The 23,692-nt window shown below is 70.3% G+C and carries 25 protein-coding genes; 20 read left to right on the top strand and 5 right to left on the bottom strand.

Going from position 1 to position 23,692, the window contains the following annotated elements:
• Positions 1 to 34 precede the first annotated feature (34 nt).
• Positions 35 to 988, top strand: a complete 954-nt coding sequence (locus ACRC20_RS01835) for a TauD/TfdA dioxygenase family protein (protein ID WP_438684615.1) — start codon at positions 35 to 37, stop codon at positions 986 to 988.
• Here ACRC20_RS01835 and ACRC20_RS01840 read toward each other — a convergent pair.
• Positions 985 to 1,575, bottom strand: coding sequence for a DinB family protein (locus tag ACRC20_RS01840; RefSeq protein WP_438684616.1), 591 nt, complete (start codon positions 1,573 to 1,575; stop codon positions 985 to 987). The two genes, ACRC20_RS01835 and ACRC20_RS01840, sit on opposite strands and share 4 nt — an antisense overlap.
• 70 nt (positions 1,576 to 1,645) lie before the next feature.
• Entirely contained in the window at positions 1,646 to 2,233 is a 588-nt protein-coding gene (locus ACRC20_RS01845) for a DinB family protein (RefSeq protein ID WP_438684617.1), read from the bottom strand.
• Positions 2,234 to 2,360: 127 nt separating this feature from the next.
• Here ACRC20_RS01845 and ACRC20_RS01850 point away from each other — a divergent pair, with 127 nt between their 5' ends.
• Entirely contained in the window at positions 2,361 to 3,791 is a 1,431-nt protein-coding gene (locus ACRC20_RS01850; protein ID WP_438684618.1) for a sulfatase family protein, read from the top strand.
• A gap of 25 nt (positions 3,792 to 3,816) precedes the next feature.
• Here ACRC20_RS01850 and ACRC20_RS01855 read toward each other — a convergent pair whose 3' ends face one another.
• Entirely contained in the window at positions 3,817 to 4,239 is a 423-nt protein-coding gene (locus tag ACRC20_RS01855) for a MarR family winged helix-turn-helix transcriptional regulator (RefSeq protein WP_438684619.1), read from the bottom strand.
• Between the two features lie 110 nt (positions 4,240 to 4,349).
• Between ACRC20_RS01855 and ACRC20_RS01860 the strand changes: the two genes are divergently transcribed.
• From ACRC20_RS01860 to ACRC20_RS01885, 6 genes are read left to right on the top strand one after another with little or no spacing between them, the layout of a single operon-like run.
• Positions 4,350 to 4,994 carry a non-oxidative hydroxyarylic acid decarboxylases subunit B gene (locus tag ACRC20_RS01860; RefSeq protein WP_438684620.1) on the top strand — a complete coding sequence of 215 codons (645 nt, stop codon included), beginning with the start codon at positions 4,350 to 4,352 and terminating at the stop codon, positions 4,992 to 4,994.
• Positions 4,975 to 6,408, top strand: coding sequence for a non-oxidative hydroxyarylic acid decarboxylases subunit C (locus ACRC20_RS01865; RefSeq protein ID WP_438684621.1), 1,434 nt, complete (start codon positions 4,975 to 4,977; stop codon positions 6,406 to 6,408). The genes ACRC20_RS01860 and ACRC20_RS01865 overlap by 20 nt, the downstream gene beginning before the upstream one ends.
• Positions 6,409 to 6,443: 35 nt before the next feature.
• The gene (locus ACRC20_RS01870; RefSeq protein WP_438684622.1) at positions 6,444 to 6,689 is read left to right on the top strand and encodes a non-oxidative hydroxyarylic acid decarboxylases subunit D; all 246 of its coding nucleotides are present in this window, start codon (positions 6,444 to 6,446) and stop codon (positions 6,687 to 6,689) included.
• Positions 6,686 to 7,003, top strand: coding sequence for a hypothetical protein (locus ACRC20_RS01875; protein ID WP_438684623.1), 318 nt, complete (start codon positions 6,686 to 6,688; stop codon positions 7,001 to 7,003). The genes ACRC20_RS01870 and ACRC20_RS01875 overlap by 4 nt, the downstream gene beginning before the upstream one ends.
• A complete protein-coding gene (locus tag ACRC20_RS01880) occupies positions 6,993 to 8,477 on the top strand; it encodes a UbiD family decarboxylase (RefSeq protein ID WP_438684624.1) in 1,485 nt (494 codons plus the stop codon). Before ACRC20_RS01875 ends, ACRC20_RS01880 begins: the two co-directional genes overlap by 11 nt.
• A gap of 37 nt (positions 8,478 to 8,514) precedes the next feature.
• Complete coding sequence (locus ACRC20_RS01885; protein ID WP_438684625.1) at positions 8,515 to 9,960, top strand: aldehyde dehydrogenase family protein; 1,446 nt, start codon at positions 8,515 to 8,517, stop codon at positions 9,958 to 9,960.
• A 59-nt stretch (positions 9,961 to 10,019) separates the two neighbouring features.
• On the opposite strand, the gene ACRC20_RS01890 is transcribed toward ACRC20_RS01885, so the two are convergent.
• Together ACRC20_RS01890 and ACRC20_RS01895 are read right to left on the bottom strand one after the other, a co-directional pair.
• Positions 10,020 to 11,390: an FAD-dependent oxidoreductase gene (locus ACRC20_RS01890; protein ID WP_438684626.1), complete on the bottom strand. Its 1,371-nt coding sequence runs from the start codon at positions 11,388 to 11,390 to the stop codon at positions 10,020 to 10,022.
• A gap of 54 nt (positions 11,391 to 11,444) precedes the next feature.
• Positions 11,445 to 12,881: a PLP-dependent aminotransferase family protein gene (locus ACRC20_RS01895; RefSeq protein ID WP_438684627.1), complete on the bottom strand. Its 1,437-nt coding sequence runs from the start codon at positions 12,879 to 12,881 to the stop codon at positions 11,445 to 11,447.
• Positions 12,882 to 12,942: 61 nt separating this feature from the next.
• Between ACRC20_RS01895 and ACRC20_RS01900 the strand changes: the two genes are divergently transcribed.
• The 12 genes from ACRC20_RS01900 to ACRC20_RS01955 all read left to right on the top strand — a co-directional run bounded on the left by ACRC20_RS01900 (position 12,943) and on the right by ACRC20_RS01955 (position 23,595).
• Positions 12,943 to 13,863, top strand: coding sequence for a DMT family transporter (locus tag ACRC20_RS01900; RefSeq protein WP_438684628.1), 921 nt, complete (start codon positions 12,943 to 12,945; stop codon positions 13,861 to 13,863).
• A 4-nt stretch (positions 13,864 to 13,867) separates the two neighbouring features.
• On the top strand, positions 13,868 to 14,281 hold the full coding sequence (locus ACRC20_RS01905; protein WP_438684629.1) for a rhodanese-like domain-containing protein: 414 nt from the start codon (positions 13,868 to 13,870) through the stop codon (positions 14,279 to 14,281).
• Positions 14,282 to 14,303: 22 nt separating this feature from the next.
• A complete protein-coding gene (locus ACRC20_RS01910) occupies positions 14,304 to 15,518 on the top strand; it encodes an O-succinylhomoserine sulfhydrylase (protein ID WP_438684630.1) in 1,215 nt (404 codons plus the stop codon).
• A gap of 63 nt (positions 15,519 to 15,581) precedes the next feature.
• Positions 15,582 to 16,703: an LLM class flavin-dependent oxidoreductase gene (locus ACRC20_RS01915; RefSeq protein ID WP_438684631.1), complete on the top strand. Its 1,122-nt coding sequence runs from the start codon at positions 15,582 to 15,584 to the stop codon at positions 16,701 to 16,703.
• A 134-nt stretch (positions 16,704 to 16,837) separates the two neighbouring features.
• Entirely contained in the window at positions 16,838 to 18,028 is a 1,191-nt protein-coding gene (locus ACRC20_RS01920; protein ID WP_438684632.1) for a sensor histidine kinase, read from the top strand.
• Positions 18,029 to 18,046: 18 nt separating this feature from the next.
• Positions 18,047 to 18,733 carry a winged helix-turn-helix domain-containing protein gene (locus ACRC20_RS01925; RefSeq protein ID WP_438684633.1) on the top strand — a complete coding sequence of 229 codons (687 nt, stop codon included), beginning with the start codon at positions 18,047 to 18,049 and terminating at the stop codon, positions 18,731 to 18,733.
• A gap of 188 nt (positions 18,734 to 18,921) precedes the next feature.
• Positions 18,922 to 19,902 carry a Ppx/GppA phosphatase family protein gene (locus ACRC20_RS01930; protein ID WP_438684634.1) on the top strand — a complete coding sequence of 327 codons (981 nt, stop codon included), beginning with the start codon at positions 18,922 to 18,924 and terminating at the stop codon, positions 19,900 to 19,902.
• 123 nt (positions 19,903 to 20,025) lie between these two features.
• Entirely contained in the window at positions 20,026 to 21,204 is a 1,179-nt protein-coding gene (locus ACRC20_RS01935) for a hypothetical protein (protein WP_438684635.1), read from the top strand.
• Positions 21,201 to 22,148, top strand: coding sequence for a sugar phosphate isomerase/epimerase family protein (locus ACRC20_RS01940; RefSeq protein ID WP_438684636.1), 948 nt, complete (start codon positions 21,201 to 21,203; stop codon positions 22,146 to 22,148). The genes ACRC20_RS01935 and ACRC20_RS01940 overlap by 4 nt, the downstream gene beginning before the upstream one ends.
• The gene (proC, locus tag ACRC20_RS01945; protein ID WP_438684637.1) at positions 22,145 to 22,969 is read left to right on the top strand and encodes a pyrroline-5-carboxylate reductase; all 825 of its coding nucleotides are present in this window, start codon (positions 22,145 to 22,147) and stop codon (positions 22,967 to 22,969) included. Before ACRC20_RS01940 ends, proC begins: the two co-directional genes overlap by 4 nt.
• A 129-nt stretch (positions 22,970 to 23,098) precedes the next feature.
• Positions 23,099 to 23,353, top strand: coding sequence for a helix-turn-helix domain-containing protein (locus ACRC20_RS01950; RefSeq protein WP_438684638.1), 255 nt, complete (start codon positions 23,099 to 23,101; stop codon positions 23,351 to 23,353).
• A gap of 140 nt (positions 23,354 to 23,493) precedes the next feature.
• On the top strand, positions 23,494 to 23,595 hold the full coding sequence (locus ACRC20_RS01955; RefSeq protein ID WP_013138554.1) for a 30S ribosomal protein bS22: 102 nt from the start codon (positions 23,494 to 23,496) through the stop codon (positions 23,593 to 23,595).
• Positions 23,596 to 23,692 lie beyond the last annotated feature (97 nt).

A 23,692-nucleotide genomic window follows, 5' to 3' on the forward strand; every position in this document is an offset into this window, starting at 1 on the left:
CCCCGATATCGCCGTATCACGAGAAGGAGAAGCCATGACCGCCACCTACGCGCCCCACACGCATGCCGCGAGCCTGCCGGAGGGAGCCGCGCTGCGCAAACTCACCGCCGACATCGGGGCGGAGGTCGTCGGGCTCCGGCTCGGCGGCGGCCTCGACCCGCAGACGGCGCTCGCGATCCGCAAGGCGGTCGTCGACCACAAGGTCGTCGTCTTCCGGGGCCAGGACCACCTCGACGACGCGGGGCAGCGCGCGTTCGCGCAGCTGCTGGGCCCGCTCACGCTCGGGCACCCGACGCTGCGGTCCCGCGTCGACGGCGCGGTCTTGGAGGTCAGCTCGGAGCACGGGCGCTCGGACAGCTGGCACACCGACGTGACGTTCGTGGACAGCCCGCCCGCGTTCTCCGTGCTCCGCGCGATCGCCCTGCCCGAGTACGGCGGCACCACGGCGTGGGCCAACACCACGGCGGCCTACAACCGGCTCCCGGAGCCGCTGCGCCTTCTGGCCGAGTCGTTGCGCGCGGTGCACACCAACCGCTACGACTACGCCCGCACCCACGAGCGCGCCGCGACCGAGGGCCACGACGAGACCAAGGGCCGCGCCCAATACGAGGAGTTCCGCTCCGTGCAGTACGAGACCGAGCACCCCGTGGTGCGCGTGCACCCGGAGACGGGGGAGCGCACCCTGCTGTTCGGCCAGTTCATCAGCCATATCCTCGACCTCAAGCCCGCAGAGTCCGACGCGGTCTACCGGATCCTCCAGGACCGGATCACCAAGTTGGAGAACACCGTCCGCTGGCATTGGAGCCTCGGCGACATCGCTGTCTGGGACAACCGCGCCACGCAGCACTACGGGGTGTCGGACTATGACAGCCAATTCCGCAAGCTGCACCGGGTCACCGTCGCGGGCGACGTGCCGGTCGGCGTGGACGGGCGGGCCAGCCGGGCGCTGGTCGGCGATTCGGCCGACTACCAGGCGTTCGCGGGCTAAACGCCCTGGGGCGGGCGCCAGGGCTTGAGCCAGTCGGTCTCGGGCGTGCCCGAAGCGGCGGCCACGAGCTCGTACATCGTCGCGCCGTCGAGGGACTCGCGGATGATGTCGGCATGTCCGGCGTGGCGGGCCAATTCTTGGACGAGGTGCAGCGCCACCCAGCGGACTGACCACGACACGAGGTCCTTCGGGAACCACGGCGCGTTCGTCGGGACAGGGACCTGGGCGTCGAGGCCGGCCTCCTCGATCGCCCGCCGGGTCGCGGCGTTCTGCGCTTCGAGCTTCGCGAGCAATATTTCGAGCGTCTCGTCCGGGCCGGGCAGGAAGCTGTCGCCGTGCGCGGAGGAGGCGACGGGAGCCTCGGGGCGGTCCGGGGCGGCGAGCACCCGCTTGGTCCACTCGTGCTGCACGCTCGTGACGTGCTTGACCAGCCCGGCGATGGACAACTCGCTCGCGGCAGGCTTGGCGCGGGCCTGCTCGTCGGTCAGCCCGTGGGCTGCCGCGACGAACGCCTCTTGTTGTTGGGCCAGGCACTCGACCAGGCCGGAGCGCTCGTCCCCGGCCGGGCCCATAAGGAGTTTGACCATCTCACGTCCTCTCGACAATGTTCATACGGACGCTTCGAGCGTATCGGCGGGGTCCGACGTCGTTTCGGCCTCATGCCTCCGCAGGGCGCCAGGGCTTGAGCCAGTCGGTCTCGGGCGTGCCCGAAGCGGCGGCCACGAGCTCGTACATCGTCGCGCCGTCGAGGGACTCGCGGATGATGTCGGCATGTCCGGCGTGGCGGGCCAGCTCTTGGACGAGATGCAGCGCCACCCAGCGCACGTTCCACGCCTCGACGTCCTTTGGGAACCACGGCGAGTGGGTCGGCACGGGAAGAGGGGTGTCGAGGCCGGCCTCCTCGATCGCCCGCCGGGTCGCGGCGTTCTGCGCTTCGAGCTTCGCGAGCAGTATTTCGAGCGTCTCGTCCGGGCCGGGCAGGAAGCTGTCGCCGTGCGCGGAGGAGTCGGCCGGGGCTTCGGAACGGTTCGGAGCCGCGCGTATCCGTTCTGTCCAGATTCTTTGCGCGAAGGCCACATGCTTGACCAATCCGCCGATGGACAACTCGCTCGCGGCAGGCTTGGCGCGGGCCTGCTCGTCGGTCAGCCCGTGGGCTGCCGCGACGAACGCCTCTTGTTGTTGGGCGAGGCACTCGACCAGGCCGGAGCGCTCGTCCCCGGCCGGGCCCATAAGGAGTTTGACCATCTCACGTCCTCTCGACAATGTTCATACGGACGCTTCGAGCGTATCGGCGGGGTCCGACGCCTTCGCCGGATCGTGCGATACTCGATTTCCAGCTGAACTCGATTTCCGACTGACTGGGGAGGCCGCCATGGAACTCGACCGCAGACAACTGCTCGGCCTGTCCGCCGCCGCGCTCGCGCTCGGAGCCGCTGCGTGCGACATGTCGACATCCTCCCCGCCCGCAGGCGGCCGCAGGCGGTCCGTGCTCCTGGTCATCGCCGACGACCACGGCTCCGACATGTCCAGTTTGGGCGTGCCGGTGAAGACTCCGGCGCTGGACCGGCTGGCGCAGGAGGGGACGTTCTTCGCCGAGGGCTATGCCACGGTCTCCTCGTGCAGCTCCAGCCGCTCCACCATGTTCACCGGGCTGTACTCCCACACCAACGGCATGTACGGCCTCTCGCACGACGTGCACAACTTCTCGCTCCTCGACGACGTGCGGACGATCTCCGACATGATGAAACAGGCCGGGCTCGCCACTGCGCTGGTCGGCAAGAAGCATGTCAAGCCGATGACGTTCGACGCCGAGCTCGCCCCCGAGGAGACCGGGAACCGGGACGTGGCCCGCCTGGCCCACGCGGCGGGCGGATGGCTGCGCGAGCAAGCGGGCAGGCCGTTCCTGCTCATCGTCGGCTTCAGCGACCCGCACCGCGCGCCCGGGGGGTTCGGCAACACGAGGGACTGGCCCGAGGTCCCGACCGAGCGCTACGCGCCGTCGGACGTGCAGATCCCCTCGCACCTGCCGGATTTGCCCCCGGTCCGCGAGGACCTGGCGGACTACTACCAGTCGGTGAGCCGGATGGACGCGGGAGTCGGGCTCCTGCTGCGCGAGCTCGAAGCGGCGGGACGCGCGGACGACACACTGGTCGTGTACCTCAGCGACAACGGCAGGCCGTTCCCCGGCGCGAAGGACGCCCTGTACACCGAGGGGATCCACCTGCCGCTCATCGTCCGCGCCCCAGGGCTCGGCAGGCCGGGCACGCGCAGCCGCGCGATGGCGAGCTGGATCGACATCGCCCCCACGCTGCTCGACTGGGCCGGGGCGAGCCCGCCCGAGGGCTACCGGCACAAGCTGCCGGGCCGCTCGCTCTTGCCGATCCTCGGCGAGGAGGACCCGGCAGGCTGGGACCGCGTCTTCGCCACGCACTCCTTCCACGAGATCAACCAGTACTACCCGATGCGGTCGGTCCGAACGCGGCAGCACAGCTACTACCGCAACCTGGAACCGCATCTGTCCTTCGACATCGCCTCCGACATGGCGGAGGGGCCGAGCTGGAAGGCGATCAGCTCGACCCCGGGCGCGAAGCTCGGCCAGCGCGGCGTCGAGGCCTTCTTGCGCAGGCCCGCCGAAGAGCTCTACGACTTGGCGGCGGACCCGTTGGAGCTGGCGAACCTCGCGGAGCGGCCCGAGCACGCCCAGACGCTGGCCGAGCTTCGCGCGCAGCTCGACACGTGGCGGCGCGAGACCCACGACCCGTGGATGCAGGGCGTCACGGACCCCTTCGGCCACGCGCACTGAGCTCCGCCGGGCCTCGGGGCTCCGCTCAGGCGGACGGGACGGCCATCTGGCGCAGCAGCCGCTGCAGCAAGGCTGCCGACCCCGGCTCAAGGCGGTCCAGCAGCAGCTGGTCGATGTGGTCGGCTTTCGGCTTCGCGGAACGCACGAGCGCCACGCCCTGCTCGGTCAGGGCCAGAAGCCGCCGCCTGCCGTCGTCCGGATCGGTCTTGCGGTCCACCAGCCCGCGTTCGACGAGCCGCCCGAGCATCTCGGCGAGGGTCGCCGAGGTGATGGCGGCGGCCGAGGTCACGGCGATCTGCTCGATTCCAGGTTGTTCGCCGATCACCCGCAGCACGGCGTATTGCGGTTTGGTGAGCTCGGGCAGATGGCGCTGCCACAGCGACGCGTGCTCCTGCATGATGCGGCGCATCAGGTGGAGGACTTCGTCGCTGAGGGGGAATTCGGGCATGGGGTTATTGTCGCCTCCCCGTTCGCCGCCCGTCGTCCGGGCGCCGAGGCCAGGTTTCTGGTATTATCATTCGCATACGAACGATAATACCGATGCGAACAGGAGGAGCCATGAGACTCATCGTCGGGATGACCGGAGCGACCGGGGCCCCACTCGGAGTCGCCCTGCTGCGCGCGCTCCGCGAGATCAACGAGGGCGGCACGCCGGTCGAGACCCATCTCGTGCTGACCCGCTGGGCCAGGACCACGATCTCGTTGGAGACCCCGTGCTCGGCGAAAGAGCTGGCCGCCCTCGCGGACCACAGCTACAGCCCGGACGACCAGACCGCGCCGATCTCCTCCGGCTCTTTCCGCACCGACGGGATGGTGGTCGTCCCGTGCAGCATGAAGAGCCTCGCCGGCATCCGCAGCGGCTACGCGGAGGGCCTGCTGGGCCGCGCGGCCGACGTGGTGCTCAAGGAGCGCCGCAAACTCGTCCTCGTGCCCCGCGAGACGCCGCTGAGCGAGATCCACTTGGAGAACATGCTCGCCCTCGCGCGGATGGGCGTGCGCATCGTGCCGCCCATGCCCGCCTTCTACAACCACCCGGAAACGGTGGACGACATCGTCGACCACACCGTGGCCCGAGTCCTCGACCAGTTCGACCTGCCCGCGCCGAGGGCGCGGCGCTGGGCGGGCATGCCCGCGTCGGCGGCGCGCCAAGCCGGAACAGACCACGGAACAGAGGTGAACGGCCATGGCTCCGCCCGTCTTTGACGATCTGCGCAGCTTCCTCGGCGAGCTGGACAAGCAGGGCCAACTGCTGCGCATCGCCGACCAGGTGTCGGCGGAGCCGGACATCGCGGCGGCCGCAAACGCGGCCTGCAGGCTCGGCGACGGCGCTCCCGCGCTGTATTTCGACAACATCGCGGGCTTTGTCGACGCGAAAGTGGCCGTCGGCGTGCACGGGTCGTGGCGCAATCACGCGCTCGCCCTCGGCCTGCCCGCCGGGACGAGCGTCAAAGACCAGATCGCCGAGTACATCCGCCGCTGGGAGACCTTCCCCGTGCCGCCGGAGCGTCGCGCGAACCCGCCCTGGGCGCAGAACACGGTGGCAGGGGAGGACGTCGACCTGTTCTCGGTGCTGCCGCTCTTCCGGCTCAACGACGGCGACGGCGGCTTCTACCTCGACAAGGCCTCGGTGGTCTCCCGCGACCCCGACGACCCGGACAACTTCGACAAGCAGAACGTCGGCATCTACCGGATGCAGGTGAAGGGCAAGCGCAAGCTGGGGCTGCAGCCCGTGCCGATGCACGACATCGCGCTGCAGCTGCGCAAGGCGGAGGAGCGCGGCGAAGACCTGCCGGTGGCCATCGCGCTCGGCAACGACCCGGTGATCACCCTCATGGGCGGCACCCCGCTCAAGTACGACGAGTCGGAGTACGAGATGGCGGGGGCGCTGCGCGGGGCCCCGTATCCCATCGCGACGGCCCCGCTCACCGGCTTCGACGTGCCGTGGGGCTCGGAAGTGCTCCTCGAGGGCGTGATCGAAGGGCGGAAACGAGAGATCGAGGGCCCGTTCGGCGAGTTCACCGGCCATTACTCCGGCGGCCGCAACATGACCGTGGTCCGCGTCGACCGGATCTCGCACCGGACCGACCCGGTCTTCGAGTCCCTGTACCTCGGCATGCCGTGGACCGAGATCGACTATCTGATCGGCCCGGCCACCTGCGTGCCGCTCTACCAGCAGCTCAAAGCGGAGTTCCCGGAGGTGCAGGCGGTCAACGCGATGTACACGCACGGCCTCTTGGCGATTATCTCGACCAAGAAGCGCTACGGCGGCTTCGCCAAAGCGGTCGGGCTGCGCGCGATGACCACCCCGCACGGGCTCGGCTACGTCAAGATCGCGATCGTCGTGGACGAGGACGTCGACCCGTTCAACCTGCCGCAGGTGATGTGGGCGCTGTCCACCAAGGTGAACCCGGCGGGGGATCTGGTGCAGCTGCCGAACATGTCCGTGCTGGAGCTCGACCCAGGCTCTTCGCCCGCCGGGATCACCGACAAGCTGGTCATCGACGCGACCACCCCGACGTCCCCCGACACGCGCGGCCATTACAGCCAGCCGGTGCGCGACCTGCCCGAGACCGCGCAATGGGCCGACCGGCTGGCCGCCATGCTGGCGAAGCGCTGAGGGAAACGTCGAGGACGAAGGAGAAGGAAGGAACTATGAGCATCTCGAACCCGCCCTGCCCGCGCTGCGAGGACGGCGTCGCGACATTGCTCGCGACGTCCCCGGTCCCCGGCGTGTGGCAGGTCTTCCAATGCGGGACATGCCTCTACACCTGGCGGTCCACCGAGCCCGCCCGGCGCACCGAGCGGGCGAGCTACCCCGCCGAGTTCCGGATGACACGGGCGGACATCGAGAACGCCCCGCAGGTCCCCGCCGTCCCGCCGTTGCGGGGGCGGCCATGACCTACCGGACCACGATGTGGGAGGCGGTGGCCGTGCCCGGCGGGCTGCCGGGGCTCGTCGGCTGGGCGGCGGACACAGCGGTCCCGGCGCTGCTGGCGGCCGACCCGTGCTGCCAGGTGCAGCTCTACCACTCCGCGGACGACCGGCTGGTGATCATCGCGACCGGGGGCCAGACGGCGCCGCAGGTGCCTGCGGCCCCGGACGAGCTGTGCGAGCGCCCGCCGCACCAGTGGCGGTTCCAACCGCTCGGCAACCGGATCGGCCAGCGGCTTCGACATACGGACCAGGAAGAAGGAGCCCGAGATGGCGAATAAAACAGCGACAGCGCACGACCTGCGGTCGGCGTTGGCGCGGTTGGCCGAGCACCCCGGACAGCTGCACACCACATCGCATCCGATCGATCCGAAAGGCGAATTGGCCGGGGTCTACAAACGCGTCGGCGCGGGCGGGACCGTCCGACGTCCGACCAAGCTCGGTCCCGCGATCCTCTTCGAGAACATCAAGGGGTACCCCGGAGCCCGCGTCCTCGTCGGCCTCCTCGCGAGCAGGGAACGGGTCGGGATCCTCATGGAGACCGATCCGCGCCAGCTCACCCAGCGGATGGCGGAGGCGGTGCGCAACCCGGTCGAGCCGGTGCTCGTGCCTGCGGACCAGGCCCCCTGCCAAGAGGTGGTGCACCTCGCGGAGTCGCCGGACTTCGACCTGCGCGCGCTCTTGCCCGCGCCGACGAACACGGACGAGGACGCCGGGCCCTACTTCTGCGAGGCGCTGGTCCTCGGCTCGGACCCTGAGACCGGGCACAGCGACGTCACGATCCACCGCCTCTGCGTGCAGGGACGCGACGAGATCTCCATCTTCTTCGCGCCGGGCAGGCATATCGACGCGTTCCGCGAGAAGGCGGAGAAGCGGGGCGAGGCATTGCCGATCTCGATCAACATCGGCCTCGACCCCGCCGTGTGCCTCGGGGCCAGCTTCGAGGCCCCGGCGACCCCGCTGGGCTTCGACGAGCTGACCATCGGGGGCAGCCTGCGCGGCGCTCCCGTCGAGCTGGTCGAATGCGTGTCGGTCGCGCAAAAGGCGATCGCGCGGGCGGAGATCGTCATCGAGGGCGAGATCCTGCCGGACGTGCGCGTGCGCGAGGACCAGAACACGGACACCGGCCACGCCATGCCCGAGTTCCCCGGCTGCAACGGCCCGGCGAACCCGGCATTGCCGCTGATCAAGGTCACCGCCATCACCACGCGTCGCAACCCCATCGTGCAGACGCTGGTCGGGCCGGGCGAGGAGCACACGAACCTCGCGGGCATCCCCACCGAGGCGGCGATCTTCAACGCCTGCGAGCGGGCGTTCCCCGGCTTTGTGACCCAGGTGCACGCGCACACCGCGGGCGGCGGGAAATTCCTGTCGATCCTCCAGGTGCGCAAGCGAAGCGCTTTCGAGGACGGGCGCGCCCGGCAGGCCGCGATCCTCGCCCTCGGCACCTACGCCGAGCTCAAGCACGTCGTGCTGGTGGACGAGGATGTGGACCCGTTCGACAGCGACGACGTGCTCTGGGCGATGACCAACCGGTTCCAGGCGGACAAGGACCTGGTCGTCCTGCCCGGTGTCGCGGGCCACGTGCTCGACCCCTCGCAGACCCCGGCGTACAACCCGGCCATCCCGGCGAAGGGCGTGACCGCCAAATTGATCTACGACGCGACCAAGCCCTACGCGTTGCGCGAGCATTTCGAGCGCGCGAAGTTCCGCGACGTCGACCCGACCCCCTGGTACCCCGACTACCGGGAATGACGACCGAACCAGCGATCGAGCACGAAGGAAGGCAACGATGGCGCTGCTGCGAGCAGAAACGTGGGCGAAGAATATCTTCCTCGGCGAATGGGCGCGGGGGAGCGGCGGAGAGCACCCGGTCGTGGAGCCCGCGACCGGGCAACAGCTCGGAGTCGTGGGGCTGGCTGGGGAGGACGACCTGGCCAGGGCGGTCTCCGTCGCGCGTCAGGCGCAGCCCGCATGGGCGGCAGCGTCGGCGGCGGAGCGCTCCGCCGTGCTGCGGAGGGCGGGCGAGGCCCTGGTCGAGGCCACGGCGGAGGTGTCGGGCTGGTTGATCCGCGAAGGCGGCGGGACAAGCGAGAAAGCCGCCTTCGAGACCGAGCTCGCGACCGGCGAGTGCTTCGCGGCGGCGGCCTTGGCGCTGCACCCGGTCGGCGAAGTGGTCGAGGCGGCCAGAGGCCTGCTGAGCTATGCGACGCGCGTGCCCGCCGGGATCGTCGCGGTCATCGCCCCGTTCAACGCGCCGCTGCAGCTCGCCGTCCGCTCTGTCGCCCCCGCGCTCGCGCTCGGCAACGCGGTGATCCTCAAACCGGACCCGCGCACCGCGGTCTCCGGCGGCGCCGCCGTCGCGGCGGCGTTCGAGGCAGCGGGGCTGCCCGCAGGCCTGCTCTCGGTGCTGCCCGCAGGCGCGGAGGTCGGGGCCGCGCTCGTCGCGCGGCCCGAGGTCGACGTGGTGTCGTTCACCGGCTCGACGGCGGCGGGCAGGGCGGTCGGCCAGGCCGCCGCGAGCCATTTCGCCAAGGCGCATCTCGAATTGGGCGGCAACTCCGCGCTCGTGGTGCTGCCCGGCGTCGACCTCGACTGGGCCGCCCGGCTCGGCGCGCGCGGCTCGTTCTTCCACCAGGGGCAGATCTGCATGGCGACCGGACGGCACCTGGTGCACGAGGACATCGCCGACGAGTACGTCGCGAGGCTCGCCGCGATCGCCCACGGGCTGCGCGTCGGCGACCCGACGCGGCCAGAGACCGATCTGGGGCCGATCATCGACGAGCGGCAGCGCGACCGGATCCACGCCCTCGTGGCGGGGAGCGTCGAGCAGGGCGCCGAGCTGGTCGAGGGCGGGCGGTACGACGGGCTGTTCTACCGCCCGACCGTGCTCGCCGGGGCCAGGGCGGACACTCCGGCGTACGCGAACGAGGTCTTCGGCCCGGTGGCCGCGGTGCGCGCGTTCGCCGATGTCGACGAGGCCGTCGCCATCGCCAACGACTCGGAGTACGGGCTCACCCTCGGGGTGCTCGCCCCGGACGTGGCGCTGGGCCTGGAGATCGCCGACCGGATCCCCACCGGGATCGCGCATATCAACGACCAGACGATCGCCGACACGCCCCTCGCGCCGATGGGCGGGGTGCGCGCGTCTGGCGCGGGCTCGCACTTCGGCGGGCTCGGCAATCTGGCCGCGTTCACCGAGACGCGCTGGACGACGGTCGCCGCGGCGCGAGTCTGAGCCCCCCGCACGCGGGTCGCCGCGCCGGGGTGCTGCCCTGCGGGGTTATTGCTCTGCGGTCACTGCTCGCGCGACGCGTGGAGCATGTGCTCGCGCTCGACCACTTTGACCCGCTCGCGGCCCTGCGGCTCGCCGAGGCTGCGCTCGTGCGCGTCGAGCCGGTACCAGCCGTCCCAGGTGGTCACCTCGTGGCCCTTGTCGGCGAAGTACTGGTCGACGGCTTCGAGGCTCGTGCGCTCGGGGGCCCAGAGCTTGCCCTCGGCGTGGTCGGCGAGCAGGTTCGCCACCGTCTCGTTGGCGTCGCCCTTGGTGTGCCCGATGAGGCCGATGGGCCCGCGCTTGATCCAGCCCGTGGTGAACAGCCCCGTGATGTGCTCGTCGCCCGAGCCGAGCACCCGGCCCTCCTCGTTGGGGATGACCCCGGCCTCGTCGTCGAACGGGATCCCCGGCAACGGGTCGGAGTAGTAGCCGACGGCACGGTAGACGGCCTGCACCGGCCAGTCTTTGAACTGCCCCGTGCCTTTCACATTGCCGTCGCCGGTGAGCGTGGTCCGCTCGGTGCGCAGGCCGACGACTTTGCCGTCCTCGCCGAGGATCTCCGCCGGGGACTCGAAGAAGTGCAGGTAGAGCTTGTGCGGACGGCTGCCGGGGTCGCGGATCGCCCAGTCCTGGATGATCGTCGCCACCATGTCGGTGATCTTCGACTCGCGCCGGGCCTGCTCGGAGCCCTCGTCGTAGTCGATGTCCTCCGGGTCCACGATGACCTCGATGGTCTTCGAGTGGTCGAGCTCGCGCAGCTCCAACGGGGTGAACTTCGCCTGCGCGGGGCCGCGCCGCCCGAAGACGTGCACCTCGACCGCCTGGTTCTCCTGCAGGCCCTCGTACACGTTCGGCGGGATCTCGGTCGGCAGGAGGTCCTCCGCGGTCTTGGCGAGGATCCGGGCCACGTCGAGGCCGACGTTCCCGACGCCGAGCACGGCGACCTGGCGCGCGGTCAGCGGCCACGTCCTGGGGAAGTCCGGGTTGCCGTCGTACCAGCCGACGAACTCAGCCGCGCCGTAGCTGCCGTCGAGGTCGACCCCGGGGATCCCGAGGCCCCGGTCGCGCACCGCTCCGGTGGAGAAAATGACCGCATGGTAATGTTTGGAGAGGAAATCGACATCGATGTCCTTGCCGAACTCCACATGGCCGAGAAGCCGGATCTGCGGCTTGTCCAAAACCTGGTGCAGGCTTCGCACGATGCCCTTGATCCGGGGGTGGTCCGGCGCGACGCCGTATCGGATCAGGCCGAAGGGCGCGGGCATCTTCTCGTAGAGGTCGATGGAGACCGGCACGTCGGACTTCATGAGCGCGTCGGAGGCATAGATGCCCGCAGGGCCCGCTCCGACGACGGCGACACGCAACGGGGCAGCAGTATTGGCTTCGGTCATCTCACACTTTCACTCAGTACGCATAGCTGCGCACGGGCAGGGCAGGGCACCAGTCTACGACGCGCCAACCGAGCGCCATCCCTCGGCCAGCCTACGAACCCCGTCTCGGACGCCCGCGGCGCTCGGGGCCGCCGCGTAGCTCAACCGCAAGAAACGGGCGGAGGGCTCGCTCGCGAAGTACGGCCCGCCCGCCGTCACCAGGACTCCGGCCCGTCGGGCCGATGCGACCACGTCCGTCTCGGCCGGGGAGTCCTCGGGCAGCCTCAGCCACAGGTGGTAGCCGCCTTTCGGGACAAGCGTCACCTCGAACTCGGGCAGGTGCTCGCCGAGCGCCGCGACCGCGAGCTCCTTGCGCTCGCGCAACTCGGCCGCGAGCGAGCGCAGGTGCCGGGGCCAGGCAGGCGAGCCGACAAGCTCCAGAGCCGTCTCCTGCAAGGTCTTTGGGACGAAGAAGTTGTCGATCACCTGCGCGGTTCGTAACCGCTCGAACGCGGCGCCCCGCGCGACGAGCGCCGCGATCCGCAGATTGGGCGAGGTGGCTTTGGTCAAGGAGTGGATGTGGACCACCCGTCCGTCCTGGTCGTCCTCCACCAGCGGAGCCAGGAGCGGGGCGCCGTGGCCGAGGCGGCGCACGAAGTCGTCCTCCACCACGAAGGCGCCCGCTGCCCGCGCGGCTTCGAGGACGGGCGCCCGTCGCTCGGCGGCGAGGGTCGCGCCGGTGGGGTTCTGGAAGAGCGGCTGGCAGACGAACACGCCTGCCCCCGAGCTCGTGAACGCCTTGGCCAACAGCTCGACGCGGACGCCGTCCGCGTCGACCGGGACCGGGACGGGCCGCAGCCCGGCCGCCCTGGCCGCGGCGAGGACTCCGGGATAGGTCGGCGACTCGACGAGCACGGCGGCGCCGGGCTGCGCGAGCGAGCGCAGCGTGCACACCAGCGCGCTCTGCCCGCCCGCGCAAATCAGCACGTCGGACGGGGAGGGCGCGCTGCCGATGTCGCGGGCGAACCATTCGCGCAGCTCCGCGATCCCTTCCACGGGCGGCCGGGTCCAGGCGCCGGGCCTGCGGCCCGCCCTGGCGTGCGCCGAGGAGAGCGCCTGCTCGGGCTGCAGCGAAGAGTGCGGGTAGCCGCTGGCGAGGTCCATCGCTCCGGGCGGCGGAGTCTGCAGGTAGGCGAGGAGGCTGGCCGCGTCGTGCCGGACGGTCGCGGGCAGGCCGCCCGGCTCGGCGTTGAGCGACACCTCCTGCCACGAGCAGTCCATCGTCCCGGGGCGTTTCGCGCGTTCGCGGGCGCGGAACACCCCCGACCCCGGCACGGCGTCGACGAGCCCCTCGGCGGCGAGCGCGGCGATGGCGCGGCTGACCGTCCCCGCGCTCGCCTGGTAGCGCTTGACCAGTTCCCGGTTCGACGGCAGCTTCACGCCGATTGGATAGCGCTTCACTTCGTCGCGCAGGTCTTTGAGGATCTTCTCGGAACTGCTACTATCAAACATGATAATACATAGTAGCGCTACGCAGCGCCCTGCGGTAGCGGTGGACCGATCCGGCAAGGGAATGCTCTTCGCCCTCCTCGGCGTCGCCGCCTTCTCCTTCAGCCTGCCCGCCACGGCGTGGGCGCTCACCGGGTTCGGCCCGTGGACGAGCACCGGCCTGCGCGGCACGTTCGCAGGCCTCCTCGCCGCCGTATGCCTGGTCGCGATGCGCGCGCCGCTGCCGCGCCGCTCGGACTGGCGGGGGCTGCTCGTGGTCGCGGCCGGATGCGTCGTCGGATTCCCGCTGTTGACGAGCCTCGCGCTCACGACTTCGTCCACCTCCCACTCGGTGATCGTGATCGGCGTGCTGCCGCTGGCGACCGCCGCGTTCAGCAGCTGGAGCACCGGGCGCCGCCAATCCCGCGCGTTCTGGCTCGCCGCCCTGGCGGGGGCCGCCGTGGTCGTCGGATTCGCGCTGAGCCAAAACCACGGCCTGCCCACAACGGGCGACCTCTACCTCGTGGCGGCGGTGCTGGTCTGCGGGGCGGGCTACGCCGAGGGCGGGCGGTTGTCCGCGCATATGCCGGGCTGGCAGGTCATCGCATGGGGCTTGGTCGCGGGGCTGCCGTCGATGGCCGTGGTCTCAGCGCTCGCGCTCGAGGCCGAGCCGATGCGACTGACGGCGAAGTCGGTGTTCGGCCTCGCCTATGTCACGCTGATCTCCCAGTTCGGCGGGTTCGTGGTCTGGTACCGGGGGATGGCGCTCGTCGGAGTCGCCAAAGCGAGCCAGTTGCAGCTGGCCCAGCCGCTGATGACGTTGTGCTGGTCGGCGACGCTCCTCGGGGAGCGAGTGCCGCCGCTCGCGCCCGTGGCGGCGGTCCTGGTCCTCGGCTGCGTCGTGGCCACCCAGCGCTCGGGCAGGCGGGCGGCCCCCGCCGCGCCCGTGCCCGCCGATCTCGACGGAGGGGCTTGTCACGGGCCGCTGGAAAGTATGCGAGGCTAGGGATATGAGTTACGCAGGCGACATCACTCCCCAGCAGGCCTGGGAGATCCTCGAGGGCGAGCCGTCCGCCGTGCTGGTGGACGTCCGCACCGACGCGGAGTGGAAGTTCGTCGGCGTGCCCGACGTCTCCGGCCTCGGCAAGACCGTCGTGCTCGCCCAGTGGACGACGTACCCCAACGGCGCGCCCAACGCGGGCTTCCTCGACGAGCTGCGCGCGGCAGGCGTCCGCGGCGAGGCCCCGGTGGTCTTCCTCTGCCGCTCCGGCCAGCGCTCCATCGCCGCCGCCGTCGCGGCGACCGCCGCAGGCCTCGGGCCCGCGTACAACATCCTCGACGGCTTCGAGGGCGCCCTCGACGGCGAGAAGCACCGGGGCTCGACCGGCTGGCGCGCGGTCGGGCTGCCCTGGCGGCAGTCCTGAGCACGGATCGTAAGATGTCCGTGTGACCGAGCAGCCGAAACGAAACCGCCCCCTCCCCGAAGGCGTCAGCCTGGAAACCATCGGCGTGCGCGGCGGCCTGCGCCGCTCGCAGTGGGAGGAGACCTCCGAGTCCATCTACTTCAGCTCGGGGTACGTGTACGACTCGCCGGAGCTCGCCGAGGCCGCGTTCGCGGGCGAGATCAACCGCTTCCAGTACTCCCGCTTCGCGAACCCCTCCGTCGCGACGTTCGAAGACCGGATCGCGCTGCTGGAAGGGGCCGAGGCCGCGTTCGCGACGGCGACCGGCATGGCGGCGGTCTTCACCGCGCTCGCCTCGATCCTCAAGGCGGGCGACCGCCTCGTCGCCGCGCGCAGCCTCTTCGGCTCCTGCTTCATCATCTGCAACGAGATCCTGCCCCGCTGGGGCGTGGAGACCGTGTTCGTGGACGGCGAGGACCTCGGCCAGTGGGAGAAGGCGCTCTCCGTGCCGACCCAGGCCGTCTTCTTCGAGACTCCCGCCAACCCGATGCAGACGCTGGTCGACGTCGCGAAGGTGTCCGAGCTCGCCCACGCGGCGGGCGCGAAGGTCGTCTTCGACAACGGTTTCACCGGGCCTGCCGCGCAGCGCAGCATCCCGCTCGGCGCCGACGTGGTGGTGTACTCGGGCACCAAGCTCATCGACGGCCAGGGCCGCGCGATGGGCGGGGCGATCCTCGGGACCAAGGAGTTCGTCGACGGCCCGGTCAAGTTCACGATGCGCCACACCGGGCCGAGCCTGTCGCCGTTCAACGCGTGGGTGCTCACCAAGGGCCTTGAGACGCTGAGCCTGCGGACCAAGGCGCAGACCGCGTCCGCGCTCGCCATCGCGGAGTGGCTGGAGCAGCAGCCGGAGATCGAATGGGTCCGCTACCCGTTCCTCGAGTCGCATCCGCAGTACGAGCTCGCCAAGGCGCAGATGCTCGGCGGCGGCACGTGCATCACCTTCGCGCTCAAGGCCGACGACGCGAAGGCCAAGGCGTTCGACTTCCTCAACCGCCTGCAGATCGTGGACATCTCAAACAACTTCGGCGATGTGAAATCCCTGATCACCCACCCGGCGACGACCACGCACCGGGCGATGGGGCCAGAGGGCCGCGCCGCGATCGGGCTGTCCGACGCGGTGGTCCGGTTCTCGGTCGGCCTGGAGTCCACCGAGGACCTGCTCCTCGACCTCGAGCAGGCGCTGGCAGGGGAGTAGCAGGCCCGGCATTCGCTCACGGAGAGCGGAATACGCGGCGGCGCGAACGGCTTGATCTCACGTATGCCCATCCCTCTGTCCGTGCTCGACCTTTCCCCGACGGTCTCCGGCTCCAGCCCCGCTGCGGCGCTGCGGCAGAGCGTCGAGCTGGCGAAGGCCGCCGAGTCGTTCGGCTACCACCGGTACTGGTTCGCCGAGCACCATTTCGCCGCAGTGGCGAGCACATCGCCGGACGTGCTCGTCGGGCAGGTCCTCGCGGCCACCGAGCGGATCCGGGCGGGGTCGGCCGCCGTGCTGCTCGGGTACTACCCGGCGACGCTCGTCGTCGAGCGGTTCGCGATCCTCGCCGCCCTCTACCCGGGCAGGGTGGACCTCGGGGTGGGCAGGGCGGCGCAACGCGTCAAAGAAAGCGCGGGCAGGCCGGAGCAGCATCCCGACCCGGAGCCGCCCGACCCCGACTCGTGGCCGTGGGTGGACGGCGTGCTCGTCCCCACGGCGCCCGCGCTGCGGTACGGCGACTTCGCGGAGCGGGTCGCCCGCGAGGCCCATTTGTTCCTGCCGGGCAGCTCGGCCCCCCGATACAGGGACCAAGTGGAGGAGATCCTCGACCTCCTCGCGGGGGTCCGGACCACCTCGGCGGGGACGCCGGTGCGTGTCGCCTCGGCGGAGGAGTCCGACCTCGTGCCATGGGTGTTCGGCAGCTCGCGCGGGGAGAGCGCGAGCACGGCGGCCCGCAACGGCCTGCCGTTCGTGACGAGCTACCACGTGACGCCGGGGACGGCCTTGGACGGCGCGGCGGCGTACCTCGAAGAGTTCACCCCGTCCAAAGCGCTCTCCGAGCCGCGTCTCGTCGTCTCCGCCGACGTGGTCGTGGCGGAGACCGACGAGAAGGCGCGCGAGCTGGCCTCCGGCTACGGCAGATGGGTGCACAGCATCCGGGCCAAGGGCGGGGCCGAGCCGTATTCGGCCCATGGCGAGCTGCCCGCCCTCGACAGGGCAGAGCGGCTGCTCGTGGAGGACCGGCTCCGCACGCAGTTCGTCGGGTCGCCCTCGACCGTGGCCCGGGGGCTGCGCGCGCTCGTGAAGCTCGCCAAGGCGGACGAGCTGGTGGTCACGACGATCACGCACGACTTCGCGGACCGGGTCCGCTCGCACGAGCTCCTGGCGCAGGCGTGGGGGCTGTGAGCCGGGCAGGGGGATCCTCGCGAGATGAACCGCAGGCGTGCGTGCTGTGAACAATCGGTGAATCTCCGCCAGCTGGCGCGGGCAAGACGCGACAATGGTTCCCCCGCAGGTCGTGCGGGCTTTACTATGCAAGTGTGGCTTTGAACCAATTGCTGCGCCCAGGACGGCTGCGCCGCAAGCCAGACGCCTCGCCCCCGGGCGAGGTCGTGGCGATACCGGACTCGTCGGCCAGCCTGCTGGCCGCGGTCTTGGCCGCGTCGCCTGGCGGGGTCGTCGTGGTCGACGAGGACGAGGCGGTGCTGGTCGCCAACCCCCGTTCGCAAGAGCTCGGCGTGGTGCAGGGCGGGAAGCTCACCGCTTTGCTCGCGGAAGCCGCCGCCGAGGCGATCGCGCGCCACCGCCGGGAATCCTGCGCCGAGAGCCAGTCCGTCGAACTGGTCGGAAAGCACCTGCGGTTCCCCGCGGCCCGGGGCAGCAAGCCCGAGGTCGTCGTCAAGGCCAAGATCGTCGGCGCCTCGGTCGGCGGCGAGCCCTGCGCGATCCTCTTCGTGGAGGACGTCACCGAGGCCATGCGCATGGAGACCGCGCGGCGGGACTTCGTCGCGAACGTCAGCCACGAGCTCAAGACCCCGGTCGGCGGCCTCTCGCTCCTCTCCGAGGCGCTCATGGAGTCCGCCGACGACCCCGAGGCGGTCCGCCATTTCGGCAAGCGGATGCACGCGGAGGCCAACCGGCTCGCCATGATGGTCACCGAGCTGATCGCCCTCTCCCGGCTGCAGGGCGCGGAGAAGCTCCCGCATGTGGAAGTCGTGAAGGTGGACGAGGTCGTCCACGAGGCCGTCGACCGGCTGCGGCTGACGGCGGAGGCCTTGGGCATCGGCATCACCATGGACTCGCCGAGCGGGCTCGAAGTCATGGGGGACCGCGCGCTCCTCGTCACGGCCCTGTCCAACCTCTTGTCCAACGCGGTGGCCTACTCCCCGAGCGGTACCTCGGTCTCCGTGTCGCGGCGCGTGCAGGGCGGCATGGCGCAGCTGGCCGTCACCGACCGGGGCATCGGCATCGCCCCCGAGCACCAAGAGCGGGTGTTCGAGCGCTTCTTCCGGGTGGACAAGGCGCGGTCGCGGGCCACGGGGGGCACCGGCCTGGGCCTCGCCATCGTCAAGCACGTCATGGTCAACCACGGCGGCTCGGTGCGGCTGTGGAGCAAACCCGGCACAGGCTCCACGTTCACATTGGAGCTGCCCGCGAGCAGCCGCACGCCCGGGGCCCCGCCGGACCCGGACTCCCCGAAGCCCACCGCCCACACCTCGTCCACTCCGTAAACCTACGAAGGAGCCGCTATGACCCGAGTGCTGATTGTCGAAGACGAGGAGTCTCTCGCCGACCCGCTTGCCTTCTTGCTGCGCAAGGAAGGCTTCGAGACCGTGATCGCGGGCGACGGCCCGACCGCGCTCACCGAGTTCGACCGGACCGGGGCCGACATCGTCCTGCTGGACCTCATGCTTCCGGGCATGGGCGGCAACGACGTCTGCAAACAGCTGCGGGCCCGCTCCTCGGTGCCCGTGATCATGGTGACCGCCAGGGACAGCGAGATCGACAAGGTCGTCGGGCTCGAGCTCGGCGCGGACGACTACGTCACCAAGCCGTACTCGGCCCGCGAGCTCACCGCGCGGATCCGGGCGGTGCTCCGCCGGGGCCAGGAGTCCGAGGCGGAGTCGAGCCTCGACGGGGTGCTCGACGCAGGCCCGATCAAACTCGATGTGGACCGGCACCTGGTGTCTGTGCACGGCAAGCAGGTCACGTTGCCGCTCAAAGAGTTCGACTTGCTCGAATACCTCATGCGCAACCGGGGCCGGGTGCTCACGCGCGGCCAGCTCATCGACCGGGTCTGGGGAGCGGACTACGTCGGCGACACCAAGACGCTCGACGTGCACGTCAAGCGGCTGCGCTCGAAGATCGAAGACGACCCGGCGAAGCCCGAGCGGCTCGTCACCGTGCGCGGCCTAGGGTACAAGCTGGAGGCCTGAGCATGCGGCTCAACGCGACCGTCGGAGGGATCGGCGGTCGTGGGGCCCCACGAAGTGGGGAGAGGCTTCGCCGATCCAGAGACCACAGCACACAACAGCGTCGCTTGCGACTCGTTCCTGCCTCGCCGGCGGTGGAGGCGGAGCGAGATGCCATCATCGGGCGACCACAGCCCTAACGAAAGGACGTTATGCATCTTCGACTCGGCGTGCTCGACGTGGGCAGCAACACGGTGCACCTCCTGATCGTCGACGCGCATCGCGGCGGGCGGCCGACGCCGATGAGCTCGACCAAGTCGGTCCTACGGCTCGCCGAGCAGATGGACTCGCGGCACGCGGTCACCGAGAAGGGCCAGCGCCAGCTGGTCGAGGCGGTCAACCGTTCCGCCGAGCTCGCCAGGGAGTCCGGCTGCGCCGAGGTCATGGCGTTCGTCACCTCGGCTATTCGCGAGGCAACGAACGCGGACCGAGTGCTCAAACGAGTCTGGGAGGAAACAGGGGTCCAGCTCACAGTGCTCTCCGGCGCGGAGGAGGGCCAGCTGACCTTCCTCGCGATGCGGCGCTGGCACGGCTGGGGCGCAGGCCGCATCCTCGGCCTCGACATCGGCGGCGGCTCGTTGGAGCTCGCCCTTGGCGGCGACGAGGAGCCAGAGGTGGTGGAGTCGCTTCCGCTCGGCGCCGGGCGGGTGACCCGCCATTGGGGGGCGGGCGATCCGCCGACCGCCGCCCAGGTCTCCCGCTTGCGGGAGTGGCTGGAGACGCAGATCGCCCCGACTGCCCGGCGGTTCGCGCAATACGACCCTGCCGATCTCGCCGTCGCGAGCTCGAAGACGTTCCGCTCGCTGGCCCGGCTCACGGGCGCCGCGCCGTCGTCGGCGGGCCCGCTCGTGCGCCGGTCCTTGAGCCTGCAGGCGTTGCGGCAGCTCACCGCGTTCATCTCGCGGATGAGCTCCGCAGACCTCGCGACGCTCGACGGCGTCAGCTCGGACCGGGCGCACCAGCTCGTCGCGGGGGCGCTCGTCGCCGAGGCGGCGATGCGGGCCTTCGGCGTCCAGTCGTTGGAGATCTGTCCCTGGGCGCTGCGGGAAGGAGTGATCTTGCGCCGCCTCGACGCGGAGATCCACCCCGTCTTCCTGCCAGGGCCGGATGTGGCCCCGTTGGTGTCAAAGTGACGCGAAGCGACCGGTGATTACCCTTTGCCAGCAACGGGCGGTATTCTGTTCGCAACGTTAACGCGTGCGCAATGAGGCGTATGTGGCCCATGCGGGTCCAGAGCCGAGTAGAGTGAGCAGACCATGGAAGAACAGGATCAGCCGAGCGTCTCGGTGAAGGACCTCTTGGCCCGAATGGGCAAAGAGGAGTCCGATGTCGTCCTGGGGGGACGTTCGCGCAGGCACCGCGGCGGCACGAACAGCGTCTCCGTCGGAGATCTGACCGGCGAGATCCCCGTCGTCCGCGAAGGCACGCCGCCGCGCACCCACCGCGCGGAGCAGGCCGGGCGAAAAGAAAAAGAGCAGACCGGGCGCAAGTGGTCGGGCTGGCCGAAGCGCGAAGACCCCGACGCGCACCTTGACCAGCGCGACCGCGAGTGGGACTTCCGCGTGCTCTCCGGCGAGATCGAGCGGGTCCAAGACCGAGACGAGACGAACGGGCAGCCCGAGGAGCTGGAGGGCGGGCCCTCGATCTACCCGGAAGAGCCCCCGCACGCGCCTGCCGAGGCTGTCGAGCCCGACGCCGAGGCTGCCGAGCCCGACGCCGAGGCTGTCGAGAAGAGCCGGTGGGAGCCGTTGGCGCAGGAGGAGCACGAAGAGCACTCCGCGTTCGAGACGCAAGATTTCCAGAGCGAGCACGACACGGCCCCCGAATCCGCTGCGGCAGAAGCCGTCCACGTCGGTTGGGGAGAGCCCGAGGCCCAGTCCGGGACGACCGGGCACGAGCCGGAAGCCGCAGAGCAGCACGACTGGTCCGCAGCGCCGGGAACCCCGGAAGCAGCGCTTGTCGACGCGGCAGCCGTTTCGCCGCAGGAGGCCGAGCCTGCCGAAGCAGGCGGGCAGGAGCACGACGAGCACGGGGCGAAACCGCACAAACGCATCAGCGCGTTCAAGGCCGACCAGCTCGAGCGCGCCCGAGAAGTGCTCGCGAAACGCAGAAGCCACGGCGAGCCGGTCCACCGCACCGGTGTGGGCGGGGCTGTGGACAAACTCGCCGCCGCCGGGCTCCCGACCTGGGCTTCCATCGCCCTGCAGTTCGTCGTCGGCTTCCTCGTCGGCGGCGTGCTGTTCTGGGTGTTCCGACAGGTGTGGGCGTTTTCCCCGGCGTTCGCCGTCGTGCTTTCCCTGCTCGTCATCGCGGTCCTGGTGTTCGGAGTCCGCTGGCTGCGGCGCACGAACGACTGGGCGAGCATGGCCGTGGCGGGCGTTGTGGGGCTCTGGGTGTGCTTCGGCCCGTTGGCGCTCTCGCTCTTTGGCAGATGACCGACCCGGCGCTCAGGCATGCTGCCGCCGCAGACGGGCACCGATCTGCGATTCGCGTGGCCCTCTCGACCTCGTCGGTGTACCCGGAGAACACGCGGGCAGCTTTCCGTTACGCCGAAGAGCTCGGGTACGACGGCGTCGAGCTCATGGTGTGGATGGAGACCATGAGCCAGGACGTCCGCGCCGTCGCGGCGCTCTCGCGACAGCACAACGTCCCCGTGCTGTCGGTGCACGCGCCCTGCCTGCTCCTCTCGCAGACAGTGTGGGGATCGGACCCGGTGGCCAAACTCGCCCGGTCGGTCGGCGCGGCAGAGGAGTTCGGGGCGGACGTCGTGGTCGTGCATCCGCCGTTCCGCTGGCAGCGGCGCTATAGCGCCGGATTCCGCGACCAAGTCGCGGAACTGTCCCAGGGCGGCGTGAAAGTCGCGGTGGAGAACATGTTCCCGGTCCGGCTCGGCAAGCTTTGGGACACCTGGGCGGGCCGCAGGCTGCAAAACCGGACGGGAGCCCCCGAGTCGGTCAGCGCCTTCGACCCCTCGCCCGACCCCACCGATGTGGGCTACGACCACTACACGCTCGACCTCTCGCACGCCGCGACGGCGCAGGTCGACGCGCTCGACCTCGCCGACCGGATGGGGGAGGGCCTCGCGCACGTGCATCTCGGCGACGGCACAGGCTCTCCAGTGGACGAGCACCTGCTGCCGGGCAAAGGCAACCAGCCCTGCGCCGAATTGTGCCGCAGGCTCGCGAGGAGCGGCTTCTCCGGCCATGTGGTGCTCGAAGTGAGCACGAAAGCCGCGCAGGACCGCGACGAGCGCAAGGCTATGCTCGCCGAGGCCCTCGCCTTCGCCCGCGAGCATCTCGCGCGGCCGGGACGAAGACCGGCCAAGAGCGCAGAGCTCGTCAAGAACGCAGTCGAACCGGAAGATGGAGAGCAATTATGACCGCAGTCGCGATCATCGGTGGGGGAAAACTTGGCGAAGCGCTGCTCTCGGGGCTCATCGCGGCAGGACGCCCGCCGAGCTCGCTGCGGCTCTCCGAGGCCGACCAGGGCCGGGCGCGGGCGCTCGGCGAGCAGCTCGGGATCCGCACCGGCTCGATCCCCGAGGTGGCGGAAGGCGCCGATGTCGTCGTCATCTCGGTGAAACCGACCGATGTGGACGCCGTGCTGCGCGAGCTCGTCGTCCCGCTGCGCGATTCCGCCGTGGACCAGCTCGTCGTCTCCTTCGCGGCGGGCGTGCCGATCGCGCAGTACGAGGCCGGGCTGCCTGCGGGCACGCCGGTGATCCGGCTGATGTCGAACACCCCGATCCGAGCGCGCCAAGCCATGACAGCGGCGGCTCCGGGGCGTTTCGCCCGGGACGGGCATCTGGCGCTGACCGCCGAGCTGCTCGAACCGCTGGGGGATTTGGTGGTCGTCGCCGAGAGCAAGCTCAACGCGGTCACCGCAGTCGCGGGGTCGGGGCCCGCGTACGTGTACCTGCTCGCGGAGGCGATGGTCGACGCTGCGGTCTCGGTCGGCCTCGAACACCGGCTGGCGCGGCAGATGGTGCGTCAAACGATCATCGGCGCGGCAGCGTTGCTCAGCGAGGAGGGGGCGGTCGCGCAGGATCTGCGGTCGGAGGTGACCTCGCCGGGCGGGACCACGGCGGCAGCTTTGGTCGAGCTTGAGCGAAAAGGTCTTCGAGCTGCGGTGATCGACGCCGTGCAAGCCGCGACGGCCCGCAGCGCCGAGCTGGGCAAGCCCAAGCCGTCCGGTTCGTGAGAAGCCTCGACTGGTCAGAATCCGATGTTACGGTTAAGCTCCACTGAGCATAACTGTGACATGTGGGCCACGCCGGGATCCGACTGGCCGATATGAACCCGATATAAGCCTGAGACGTAGGATGGAGCCATGGCAGCGAGAAAGCCCCCTCACAACAGCGAGGGCACCGAGCACAAACTCGTCGCGACCCCCGGCCTGGTGGGCGGCGAGAGCCGTTTCCTGACCGTCGCCGAGGTGGCCGGGCTTATGCGGGTCTCCAAGATGACGGTGTACCGGCTCGTGCACAGCGGGGAGCTGCCCGCCGTCCGAGTCGGCCGCTCGTTCCGGGTGCACTCCAAAGCCGTGCACGACTACTTGGAGACCAGTTACTACTCTGCCGGATAGCCCGTCCGGGCCGGTCGGGCCCAGACGAAACGGCTGCTCGATTTGGGTCCGCGCGCGCGAGCGCGTATGCTGAATCGCTGGCTGTAAAACTTGGCGCCGTATGCGAGCGCCCCTGGACAAAACACGAGGAAGGCTCCTATATGGGCTCTGTGATCAAGAAGCGCCGCAAGCGGATGTCGAAGAAGAAATACCGCAAGCGGCTGAAGGCGACGAGGGTCCAGCGGCGCAAATTGGGCAAGTAACGGAGCCCCGGCGGCGCCCCGCCTGACAGCGAGGCGCTCCGCTCCGTCCCAGACGACGAAAAGAGCTGTGCCCCGGCGGATATCCGCCGGGGCACAG

This window comes from Segniliparus sp. (assembly GCF_051660745.1).
Lineage (GTDB): Bacteria > Actinomycetota > Actinomycetes > Mycobacteriales > Mycobacteriaceae > Segniliparus.

Excerpts from the sequence above, each read along its gene's own strand:
- ACRC20_RS01890 (WP_438684626.1), bottom strand. The coding sequence starts at position 11,390 with ATGACCGAAGCCAATACTGCTGCCCCGTTGCGTGTCGCCGTCGTCGGA.
- proC (WP_438684637.1), top strand. The coding sequence starts at position 22,145 with ATGACCGCAGTCGCGATCATCGGTGGGGGAAAACTTGGCGAAGCGCTG.
- ACRC20_RS01905 (WP_438684629.1), top strand. The coding sequence starts at position 13,868 with ATGAGTTACGCAGGCGACATCACTCCCCAGCAGGCCTGGGAGATCCTC.
- ACRC20_RS01855 (WP_438684619.1), bottom strand. The coding sequence starts at position 4,239 with ATGCCCGAATTCCCCCTCAGCGACGAAGTCCTCCACCTGATGCGCCGC.
- ACRC20_RS01930 (WP_438684634.1), top strand. The coding sequence starts at position 18,922 with ATGCATCTTCGACTCGGCGTGCTCGACGTGGGCAGCAACACGGTGCAC.
- ACRC20_RS01875 (WP_438684623.1), top strand. The coding sequence starts at position 6,686 with ATGACCTACCGGACCACGATGTGGGAGGCGGTGGCCGTGCCCGGCGGG.
- ACRC20_RS01860 (WP_438684620.1), top strand. The coding sequence starts at position 4,350 with ATGAGACTCATCGTCGGGATGACCGGAGCGACCGGGGCCCCACTCGGA.
- ACRC20_RS01845 (WP_438684617.1), bottom strand. The coding sequence starts at position 2,233 with ATGGTCAAACTCCTTATGGGCCCGGCCGGGGACGAGCGCTCCGGCCTG.
- ACRC20_RS01870 (WP_438684622.1), top strand. The coding sequence starts at position 6,444 with ATGAGCATCTCGAACCCGCCCTGCCCGCGCTGCGAGGACGGCGTCGCG.
- ACRC20_RS01955 (WP_013138554.1), top strand. The coding sequence starts at position 23,494 with ATGGGCTCTGTGATCAAGAAGCGCCGCAAGCGGATGTCGAAGAAGAAA.
- ACRC20_RS01840 (WP_438684616.1), bottom strand. The coding sequence starts at position 1,575 with ATGGTCAAACTCCTTATGGGCCCGGCCGGGGACGAGCGCTCCGGCCTG.
- ACRC20_RS01935 (WP_438684635.1), top strand. The coding sequence starts at position 20,026 with ATGGAAGAACAGGATCAGCCGAGCGTCTCGGTGAAGGACCTCTTGGCC.
- ACRC20_RS01865 (WP_438684621.1), top strand. The coding sequence starts at position 4,975 with ATGGCTCCGCCCGTCTTTGACGATCTGCGCAGCTTCCTCGGCGAGCTG.
- ACRC20_RS01885 (WP_438684625.1), top strand. The coding sequence starts at position 8,515 with ATGGCGCTGCTGCGAGCAGAAACGTGGGCGAAGAATATCTTCCTCGGC.
- ACRC20_RS01950 (WP_438684638.1), top strand. The coding sequence starts at position 23,099 with ATGGCAGCGAGAAAGCCCCCTCACAACAGCGAGGGCACCGAGCACAAA.
- ACRC20_RS01940 (WP_438684636.1), top strand. The coding sequence starts at position 21,201 with ATGACCGACCCGGCGCTCAGGCATGCTGCCGCCGCAGACGGGCACCGA.
- ACRC20_RS01895 (WP_438684627.1), bottom strand. The coding sequence starts at position 12,881 with ATGTTTGATAGTAGCAGTTCCGAGAAGATCCTCAAAGACCTGCGCGAC.
- ACRC20_RS01900 (WP_438684628.1), top strand. The coding sequence starts at position 12,943 with ATGCTCTTCGCCCTCCTCGGCGTCGCCGCCTTCTCCTTCAGCCTGCCC.
- ACRC20_RS01850 (WP_438684618.1), top strand. The coding sequence starts at position 2,361 with ATGGAACTCGACCGCAGACAACTGCTCGGCCTGTCCGCCGCCGCGCTC.
- ACRC20_RS01915 (WP_438684631.1), top strand. The coding sequence starts at position 15,582 with ATGCCCATCCCTCTGTCCGTGCTCGACCTTTCCCCGACGGTCTCCGGC.
- ACRC20_RS01835 (WP_438684615.1), top strand. The coding sequence starts at position 35 with ATGACCGCCACCTACGCGCCCCACACGCATGCCGCGAGCCTGCCGGAG.
- ACRC20_RS01880 (WP_438684624.1), top strand. The coding sequence starts at position 6,993 with ATGGCGAATAAAACAGCGACAGCGCACGACCTGCGGTCGGCGTTGGCG.
- ACRC20_RS01925 (WP_438684633.1), top strand. The coding sequence starts at position 18,047 with ATGACCCGAGTGCTGATTGTCGAAGACGAGGAGTCTCTCGCCGACCCG.